The following is an 8,756-nucleotide window of genomic DNA, read 5'->3' on the forward strand; positions in this document are numbered from 1 at the left end:
ATAAAGAATATGAAATCCAAACCCGCAAACTCTCGTTATGAATGAGGGAGCCTAGGGGGGCAGGTCAATGGCGAAGCCTATTGGGATGGGGGCTACACTGGTAACCCGCCGCTGTTTCCATTGTTTGAGCGACAGTATCCTGAAGATATTTTGATCATCAATATTAATCCTTTGGAGCGTGCTGAGGTGCCACAAACTGCGCAAGCGATCCAGAACCGGATCAATGAGAACGGCTTTAACACGTCGCTCTTGCGCGAGTTGCGTGCGATCTCTTTTGTACAACGTCTTATAAGCGATGGCACAATGGACGGCGGTGCGATGAAACGCGTGCATGTGCACATGATTGCGGATGATGCTCTGATGAATGAATTGTCGGTCGCGACAAAAACTGTGGCAATTCCATCTGTCTTGAACGCGCTCAAACAGGCAGGGCAAGCAGCAGCATCGGCATTCCTCGAAACGCACCGCAATGACGTTGGCAAGCGCAGCAGCGTTGATCTACAGGCGATGTTCAGCTGAAGCTTAGCTCTTTGGCTGGCTCGGGTCTTTTTCGTTGGGATAGACCAGGCCAGCCGAAATCACTAATTTCGCGGCATCTTCAACGCTCATGTCGAGCTCGATTATGTCTTCGCGTGGAAAAAACAGCAAAAAGCCAGATGTCGGGTTCGGCGTCGTTGGAACAAACACGCTGATCAAATCGCCGCTGGTGGTCGCGCGCTGTGCGACTTCGCCCTTTGCGGTGGTCGAAATAAAACCTATCGCCCAAATACCCTTGCGCGGATACTCGAACAAGCATGCCTTTTCGAACGAGCGCTCTGACTGCGCAAAAACCGTTTCGGCAATCTGTTTCACACCCGAATAGATCGAGCGCACAACAGGCACGTTTTGCACCATGTTTTCGGCGATGCGAATAAGTGAACGACCGAGCAAACCCTTGGCGAGCCAGCCAACCACAATAGTGAACAGCAAAAAGATGATAACGCCAATGCCGCGCAGATTGATGCCGATGTATTTCTCGGGTTGGAAATCATAAGGAACAAGTGGCAAAACCACCCCGTCAATCCAGCCAATGACTGACCAAATCAGCCAGATGGTCAGGCCCACAGGGGCAATCACGATCAATCCGGTCAAAAAGCTCGCGCGCAGCGAGGCAAACAAGCCCGGACGGCGTGGTTTTTCATCAAAGGGGGTGTTCATAAGTCATTCCAAACGTCACTGACGCTTAGTTAAGCGCAGCATCGCACAGGCACAATGGCTGGTCGTAAACTTACGCTTTATTGTCCGCCATTTCGCATGCAATCTGCGCAGCAAGTGCTGCATTGTTGAGCACAAGTGCGATGTTTGCAGTCAGTGAACGCCCTTCGGTTAGCTCAAACACACGTTGTAAAAGATAGGGCGTCACAGATTTTCCGGTGATTCCATGCGTTACGGTGTCCTTGAGCGCACGCTCGATCACGGGTTCCATCTCGGAACGCGGAATTTCTGCATCGCCTGGAATAGGGTTCGCGATCAACTGCCCACCCGGCAATCCGAGCAATCCGCGCATTTTATGTGCCTTGGCGATTTCGCGAGCAGTATCCAACCGCAAAGGCGCTTTGTAGACGCTTTGCGAAGACCAGAATGCCGGTACCGCGTCTTGGCCATATGCGATGACGGGTACTCCAAGCGTTTCTAAAACTTCCAGCGTTTTCGAGACATCCAAGATTGCCTTCGCGCCAGCCGCAACAACGGTCACAGCGGTCTGTGCGAGTTCTTGCAAGTCGGCAGAGACATCAAAACTTTCCTCTGCACCGCGGTGCACACCGCCAATACCGCCCGTCGCAAAAACTGAAATCCCTGCAAGGTTTGCCGCAATCATCGTGGCGGCAACTGTCGTCGCACCTGTGCCACCTGTGGCCATGCAAACGGCAATATCGGCGCGGCTGAGTTTTGCCGCCCCTTTGGTTTGCGCCAGCGTTTCCAACACGTTGTCTTCTAACCCGATGTGCAAAGTCCCGTCCAAAACGGCGATTGTCGCAGGTTCTGCGCCGCCTGCGCGCACGGTGGCTTCAACCTTGCGCGCCATTTCGAGGTTTTGCGGGTAGGGCATCCCATGCGTAATGATCGTTGATTCCAGCGCGACAATGGGCGTGCCGGCATCTTGTGCGGCTTGAACGGATGCGGAGCGGATGAAGGGAAGGGGGCTCAATGTGTTGTCTCTCCTGAAACGTAACGCGCGGCGGCTTGCAGCGCTTGTTCTAGTGCGTCTTGCTTATGAGCGCCGCTGAGTTCCGCGCTGATGTGAGCTGCCATAAATGTATCACCCGCGCCTGTGACGCGTGCCACCAAAACCTGTGGCGGCGTGGCTTGGCGCAAACCGCTTGCATCCGCCTCTGCGGCGAGATTACCGCCATGCGTGACCAAGGCACGCGCTGCGCCACGCGCGATGAGCGCTTGTGCGGCAACCGCCGCAGTGTCGAAACTTTTCTGGCACAACAATTCTGCTTCCTCCAAGTTCACATAAAGCGTCGCGCGCGTTTGATCGAGAAAAGGACGCAAGCGTGCTGCTTTGCCGGGGGACGCAGGTGCAACACGCAGGTCGGCACTGGCGAACAGCGGGTCTTTCGCGATCTTGCTCAGCAGCGTCAACGTGAGATTGCCATCGAGCGCGATCAATCCAGAGTAGGGCGCGTCCAAGCTGCCCAATGTTGCGTCTTGCAACGGCGCAAGGATCTTTTCGCCTGCCGCCTCTAGCGAATGTGCGTCCGCGATGGCTGCAATCAAGCCGTTCGCGCCCTCGACGGCCATGTATTTATCTGTGGGCAGATCAGCCGAACGATACAAGTGCTTGCAGATCAGCCCCATGGCTTCGGTCTCTGCGATGAGTTGCTCGCCTGCTGTATCTTGGCCAACTGCACTTAACAAGGCGGGGGTCAATCCAAAACGGCGTAAGGTCATCGCGATGTTCAGCGCGACGCCACCTGGCAATTGCGTGATACGCCCCGGCACATCGCTGCCTTGGCGCATGGAACTGTTTGATCGCCCGATCACGTCCCAAAGAACGGAGCCGATGCAAAGGATATCTGGTGTGTCGCTCATCATGTCTTAGTGCCGCGAGCGTGTCAGGCTCGCAAGGGGTTTAACGCACCTCGAAGGTCAGTGCGGCCCAAAGTGTTTCCCAAACTGCGCCAGTTTCTGCGGCCAGTGCTTTACTGGGTTTGCGCAGAACGACGTTGTCGAGCAGATATGCATAGCCTGATTTAACAGGGACAATTGCGATGCCTTGCGCATTGGTTTGAACCGTTGAGACCTCTGTAACACCGTCCGCTGAGCGTTCAAAAATTTCGACCTGCGCGTTTATCCGAGGCATTTCACGGTAGAACACTTGCACTGGCAAACCTTCACTCACGTCATCCGTGTATGGGTTTTTGAGTGCGACGATTTCTACTTCCAACCCTTGCTGCGCATCTTGTCCCGCGCCGCTTCCGACTGCGAACAAGCCTTTGGCAAAGCGTGAATAGGTTTCTTTGAATTCTTCTTCATTCAAACCGCGTGCGCGGTGTTTTTCCAACACATCGCCAAAGGCTTTGTGCTTCGCGAATTTGTCGAATTTCGCCCATTCTTTATACGTCAGTTTGTCAGGTGTGCTTTGATACACCAGCGTTAATAACCCTTCGTTTTCAACCGCTTTGTCAAACACCGGTGAATCGCCCAAGCGCGGTACAACTGCCATTCGGCCATCCGCATCGATACGATCAAACAGAACCACGCGACGGGTAAAGTAAGCCAGATCCACACCTTTGAAATTCTGCCCGTTTTTCGTGAAGGCCGCGATGTTTTCGCCAATTTCGACTTGATACTTCTTGCTATCAATCCAAAACTCATGTGCAACGAGCGGTGCTGCGACGAAAGTCATCGATGCGGCAACGAGGAGGTTCTTGAGGTTCATTATGTCTGCTTTCTATAACGTTAAAAACATGCTGGTGCAGATGCTGGCAGTGTCAACCCTTTTGCTGATCACAATGACGTCCGCGCGTGGTCACGAGGTCGGGGCGACAGTCGGCGATTTAAGTGTGGAGAAGGGTGAGGCGATCTTCAGTCTGCGTATCACGCTTGAGAGTTTTCTCGCTGGAATCGATCTTGATAGCGCAGAGGATACAGATGACGTTCCTCAAGCCGCTGACTATGATGCGTTGCGCGCGCTCAGCGCCGCTGAGCTTGATGAACGCATGCGTGCCTTTGCGCCACAAATGCTTGGTGCGCTGACACTCAATGTAGATGGCGATGCAATCCCTATGCAAATCAGTAGCTTGGACATTCCTGAGATTGGCGATGTCGAATTGCCACGTACCTCGCAACTGGAACTTCGCGCTTCTGTTTCCGGTGAGCCAAGCACAATGCAGCTGACTTGGCCTGATGGGTACGGGTCGTTGTTGCTCCGTCAAATCGGACCGGAAAACCCTTTCACAGGCTATATTGCAGGGGGTGAGACGAGCCCCGAGATTTTGATTGCGGGTGGCGAAGCGCGTGGCTTTTTCTCTGTTTTTGCGCAATATATTCCCGTTGGATTTGATCACATCCTGCCCAAAGGACTTGATCACATCCTGTTCGTTTTAGGGCTCTTTTTCTTCTCTACCGCGCTGCGTCCTTTGTTGATCCAAGTGACGTCCTTCACTCTTGCGCACACCGTTACTCTTGCGCTTGGCGCGCTTGGGATCGTGACAATTCCGGGTAGTATCGTAGAGCCGATCATCGCGGCGTCCATTGTTTACGTTGCAATCGAAAATGTGTTCTCGAAACAGATGAACCCGTGGCGACCTGTGATTATCTTTATCTTTGGCCTGTTGCACGGCCTTGGCTTCGCGTCAGTGCTTGGCGAATTTGGCCTTCCAGCAGGGCAGTTTGTTGCCGCTCTGATCGGTTTCAACGTCGGTGTCGAGCTTGGCCAGTTAACCGTGATTGCACTTGCATTCCTCGCCGTAGGTTATTGGTTTGGCTCCAAAGATTGGTATCGCCAACGTATCGCGATCCCTGCGTCGTTAATCATTGCGGCCGTAGGTGCTTATTGGTTCGTGGAACGCGTGTTCCTGTAACTTCAAACCTGCGCGAGTGCCGTTTCAAGGTCACCGTACCCCGTGAAGCGGCGCTCAAATCGCAAGCCCAATCGCTCTGCACAAAGCTTGGCTTTTTCGGTCAGTTCAGGGTTGTCAGTTTGCGCCTGATAGACCAGTTTTTCATAGTTGCCAAAGTACATATCGCGCAGCTCAGGATGACGATCTAAACCCATTGGTTTTATGACAAAAGCGTCAAACTGGCGGACCAGAAAGTCAGTCAGATAGAAGGCCGTAAACTCATCTTCTGAGATCTTCTCAAACGCAGCATTGCCCTCGAAAAACGAATAGCAATGTGGCCCTTGGATCAATTCGACGCCAAGTTCTGCGCATTTTGCGGCCAATAATCCTCCAGTGCCGCAATCCGCATAGGCTATGAATATCTGCGCATAGTCAGTTTTGTGTTTTAAAACAGCAGTCTCAACGGCGTCGGTGATTTTTTCAGGATGGACATGATAGATCGCAGGTAGACAGGTGAGATCCATATGTTCCCAACCGTTCAACTTTTTCAAAGCAAGTATTTCACGCGCGAGCGCCCCACAGGCGATGATAAGCGATTTGCCACCTGCATGAAGCGTTATGCCATCTTGCGCCAAAACATCATCTTTGATCTGCATCTATTTGTCCTTGAGCGAAAAAAGCTCCGCACGCTTTCGCGCCGGAGCTTTGTATTGCTTAGGCCGAAGCGTTTAGCCTGCCATTTGATTGTGCTTGCGCCCAACCCACTCTTTTGCCGTCTCAACAGCAACAGCTGCATCACGGCAGTAGGCGTCTGCACCAATGGCTTTGCCAAACTCTTCATTCAGCGGTGCGCCCCCGACAAGTACAATATAATCATCGCGTTTGCCTTGCTCGACGAGCGTGTCGATCACCACTTTCATGTAGGGCATCGTCGTTGTGAGCAGTGCGGACATGCCGAGGATGTCAGGCTCTTCCGCTTCAAGCGCTTCGAGATAGGCGTCGACAGCATTGTTAATGCCAAGATCAACAACCTCAAAACCCGCACCTTCCATCATCATTGAGACAAGGTTTTTGCCGATGTCGTGGATGTCGCCTTTGACCGTGCCAATTACCATTTTGCCAACACGCGGCGCACCTGTCTCTGCAAGCAACGGCTTGAGAATGAACATGCCACCCTTCATTGCGTTTGCTGCCAAAAGCACTTCGGGTACGAACAAAATACCATCGCGGAAGTCCGCGCCGACAATTGTCATGCCGCCAACCAACGCTTTGGTCAGGACGTCATAGGGGGCCCAGCCGCGGCTGAGCAGGATGTTAACACCTTCTTCGATTTCTTCTTTGAGACCATCATAAAGGTCGTCGAACATTTGTTGGACAAGTTCTTCGTCGTCCAGTTCCGCCAGGATGATGTCGTCTTCGTCGGACATGAGCCGTTCCTTTAATGGGGCGCAAACGCCTGTTATTTCTGTGAACTTTGGTCAGAATGTCGCAGACGCACTTCGACAATAGCGACATTGGCGCGTTCACATCCGACTAAATTCAATTTTTTACTGGGTGTTGCCTTAAGCGATCCGACGACGACGGCGTGTTACCCGTGCCGTTGGCGCGTTGTCTTCGGTTCCATCTCCGGTGGATGAAAATGGTCCAAGCGCCGCAACGATGGCTTCAAGAGAAGGGGATCCAGATTTTGAAGACCCTTCAAGTGCTGCGCGCATCGCGCGTAAATGCTCTGGCATCGTACCACAGCAACCGCCAATGATTTTGGCACCGCAATCGCGCGCCAGGCAGGCGTATTGACCCATCAATTCGGGCGTGCCGTCATAATGAATGTGACCGTCCACATATTTGGGAATACCAGCATTGCCCTTGGCGATGATTGGCGTGCTCGAACCTTGAGCAGAAAATCCCAGAATCGTGCGCAGCAGATCAGAGGCACCAGTGCCGCAATTGGCACCAAAGGCCAAAGGAGAATTGTCAATTTTGTCGACCATCTCCACCATTGCAGCACTTGTCATCCCCATCATGGTGCGACCCGCCGTGTCAAAACTCATAGTTCCAACCCATAGCATATCGGCCAACTTAAATGCCTCTGCCGCAGCGAGATATTCTTCTGGTGCGGAAATTGTTTCGAGCCAGAGCACATCTGCGCCACCCGCTTTTAAACCTTCCGCTTGCTCATGAAATATTTCAACTGCATCGCTATGTGACAACGTGCCGACAGGTTGCATAATGTCGCCTGTCGGACCGACAGAGCCTGCTACGATGACCGTTCTACCGGAACTATCCGCAACATCGCGACCAATCTCTGCAGCCATACGAGATAATTCGTGCGCGCGTTTTTGTGCGTTATGCAACTTCAGGCGCGACGCGTTGCCACCAAAGGAATTCGTCAAAAACAGATCGCTTCCCGCATCTACAGCGGATTGGTAAAGTGCTTTGATTTTCTCAGGATATTGCTCATTCCAAAGTTCTGGCGCGTCACCTGACATAAGGCCCATATTGAAGAGATTTGTTCCGGTCGCGCCATCCGCCAAGATCCAGTCGCGCTCGGCAAGCATTTTTGTAAGAGCGTTTGTCATTTTTTTACCTGCGATTTTCTTTTTATGTCTCATGAACGGGTTTCTGAAACAAATTCATAATCATCATAATGATAATGAGGTAGATGCGGATTACGCTAGGAGCAGGGCGCGATTTGGACTTTTTCAGGAATAGGTGGAGGGTCATGAATCTCTTGCCAAACATCCCAAAGCGACAGCGTTAACCCTATATTGCTCGGAGCGGCGGCATAAAGCGGCTGCCAAGCAGGCGCGAAGCTGCGTTTGAATTGTTCAAGCCCTGCGGTTCTTGTCCGCTTGCGCAGACTAATTTGATCAATGAAACGCAGAATGTGCTGCTTTTCGTAACTCGTTGAGGCCAGTGAAAAACGCTCGCAGTGTTGCTCTTTCGCTGCGATCAGCGCCTGATGAACCAAAGCATACATCGTGCCGACCGGTGCATTTGTGGCACTGCGCATAATATCAAGGGTCCAACACTCAGGGCTTTGATGACAGGTGATGAACGCGATCATCGTCTTGTTTTGCCAAGCTGTAAAAACAACCTGCGACATCACATAGTCTGAACTAAAGCGCCCCATAGAAAGCCCGCGCGCTGTGCCATTCGCACCTTGCCAATCGGCATCGATGACAGCCATTTGCTGCATCTCGGCGTCACTTATCTGCGCGTGGTGAATTGTGACGCCAGCAGTCTCTGCTTTGCGAAGTTTTCGACGCAAACCTTTGTACTTAGGGGTTTTTACGTCGAAGGTTGTGAGGTTGATTAGTGCATCTTGTGCAATCCGAATCGTCGCAAAGCCGTGTTTGCGCAAGGTTGCGGCACTTCGTTTATGGCACTTGTAAAAAAGCGGATTTGTCTCGCTCGCGTGCGCCTTTTGCATCAACGCATTGGCGGCCTCACCAAGGGGGCCCGCGGGCTCAAACAACAAAGTGCTCGTTTGTGTTGTACGGCAGCTCGCACCAACGCAAGTTCCGTTTTGCGCTGTTAATAGGTAGCCAGTCTGAAGCCCCGCAAGGGTTTCTGGGTGCAGTCCTTTCGAGAAATGACCGAGTTTTGGTTTCAACTGTCCGTCTTTGAGAGGTTTTATGAGCTATACCGCTGCTACCCCAAAACCCGAATTTTTTCATGGGTTATGACGCGGAAATTGTCTGA

9 protein-coding genes and 1 pseudogene are annotated in these 8,756 nt (G+C 52.4%); 2 read left to right on the forward strand and 8 right to left on the reverse strand.

What is annotated here, in order from left to right; translation table 11 throughout:
- Positions 1-72: 72 nt before the first annotated feature.
- Positions 73-519 (forward strand): annotated as a pseudogene (locus tag PFRI_RS01560) (patatin-like phospholipase family protein); the annotation flags it as partial.
- A 3-nt stretch (positions 520-522) separates the two neighbouring features.
- Here PFRI_RS01560 and PFRI_RS01565 read toward each other — a convergent pair.
- The 4 genes from PFRI_RS01565 to PFRI_RS01580 form a co-directional block, all read right to left on the reverse strand.
- On the reverse strand, positions 523-1,197 hold the full coding sequence (locus PFRI_RS01565; RefSeq protein ID WP_072629011.1) for a DUF502 domain-containing protein: 675 nt from the start codon (positions 1,195-1,197) through the stop codon (positions 523-525).
- Between the two features lie 70 nt (positions 1,198-1,267).
- Positions 1,268-2,188: a pseudouridine-5'-phosphate glycosidase gene (locus PFRI_RS01570; protein ID WP_072629012.1), complete on the reverse strand. Its 921-nt coding sequence runs from the start codon at positions 2,186-2,188 to the stop codon at positions 1,268-1,270.
- Positions 2,185-3,078, reverse strand: a complete 894-nt coding sequence (locus PFRI_RS01575) for a PfkB family carbohydrate kinase (protein ID WP_072629013.1) — start codon at positions 3,076-3,078, stop codon at positions 2,185-2,187. Before PFRI_RS01575 ends, PFRI_RS01570 begins: the two co-directional genes overlap by 4 nt.
- 40 nt (positions 3,079-3,118) lie before the next feature.
- On the reverse strand, positions 3,119-3,928 hold the full coding sequence (locus PFRI_RS01580) for a DUF4198 domain-containing protein (protein ID WP_072629014.1): 810 nt from the start codon (positions 3,926-3,928) through the stop codon (positions 3,119-3,121).
- Between the two features lies 1 nt (position 3,929).
- Here PFRI_RS01580 and PFRI_RS01585 point away from each other — a divergent pair, with 1 nt between their 5' ends.
- Positions 3,930-5,072, forward strand: coding sequence for a HupE/UreJ family protein (locus PFRI_RS01585; protein WP_245812206.1), 1,143 nt, complete (start codon positions 3,930-3,932; stop codon positions 5,070-5,072).
- A gap of 2 nt (positions 5,073-5,074) precedes the next feature.
- Here PFRI_RS01585 and PFRI_RS01590 read toward each other — a convergent pair whose 3' ends face one another.
- From PFRI_RS01590 to PFRI_RS01605, 4 genes are all read right to left on the reverse strand, one after another.
- The gene (locus PFRI_RS01590) at positions 5,075-5,707 is read right to left on the reverse strand and encodes a DUF1638 domain-containing protein (protein WP_072629015.1); all 633 of its coding nucleotides are present in this window, start codon (positions 5,705-5,707) and stop codon (positions 5,075-5,077) included.
- A gap of 72 nt (positions 5,708-5,779) precedes the next feature.
- Complete coding sequence (locus PFRI_RS01595) at positions 5,780-6,478, reverse strand: cobalamin B12-binding domain-containing protein (RefSeq protein ID WP_072629016.1); 699 nt, start codon at positions 6,476-6,478, stop codon at positions 5,780-5,782.
- Positions 6,479-6,613: 135 nt separating this feature from the next.
- Positions 6,614-7,630 (reverse strand): betaine--homocysteine S-methyltransferase, encoded by a 1,017-nt coding sequence (gene bmt, locus PFRI_RS01600; protein ID WP_072629019.1) that lies wholly within the window; start codon positions 7,628-7,630, stop codon positions 6,614-6,616.
- 95 nt (positions 7,631-7,725) lie between these two features.
- Positions 7,726-8,667, reverse strand: a complete 942-nt coding sequence (locus PFRI_RS01605) for a phosphatidylglycerol lysyltransferase domain-containing protein (RefSeq protein WP_072629017.1) — start codon at positions 8,665-8,667, stop codon at positions 7,726-7,728.
- Positions 8,668-8,756 lie beyond the last annotated feature (89 nt).

Origin of the sequence: Planktotalea frisia (assembly GCF_001890925.1) — a bacterium.
In the GTDB taxonomy this organism is placed as follows: Bacteria; Pseudomonadota; Alphaproteobacteria; order Rhodobacterales; family Rhodobacteraceae; genus Planktotalea; species Planktotalea frisia.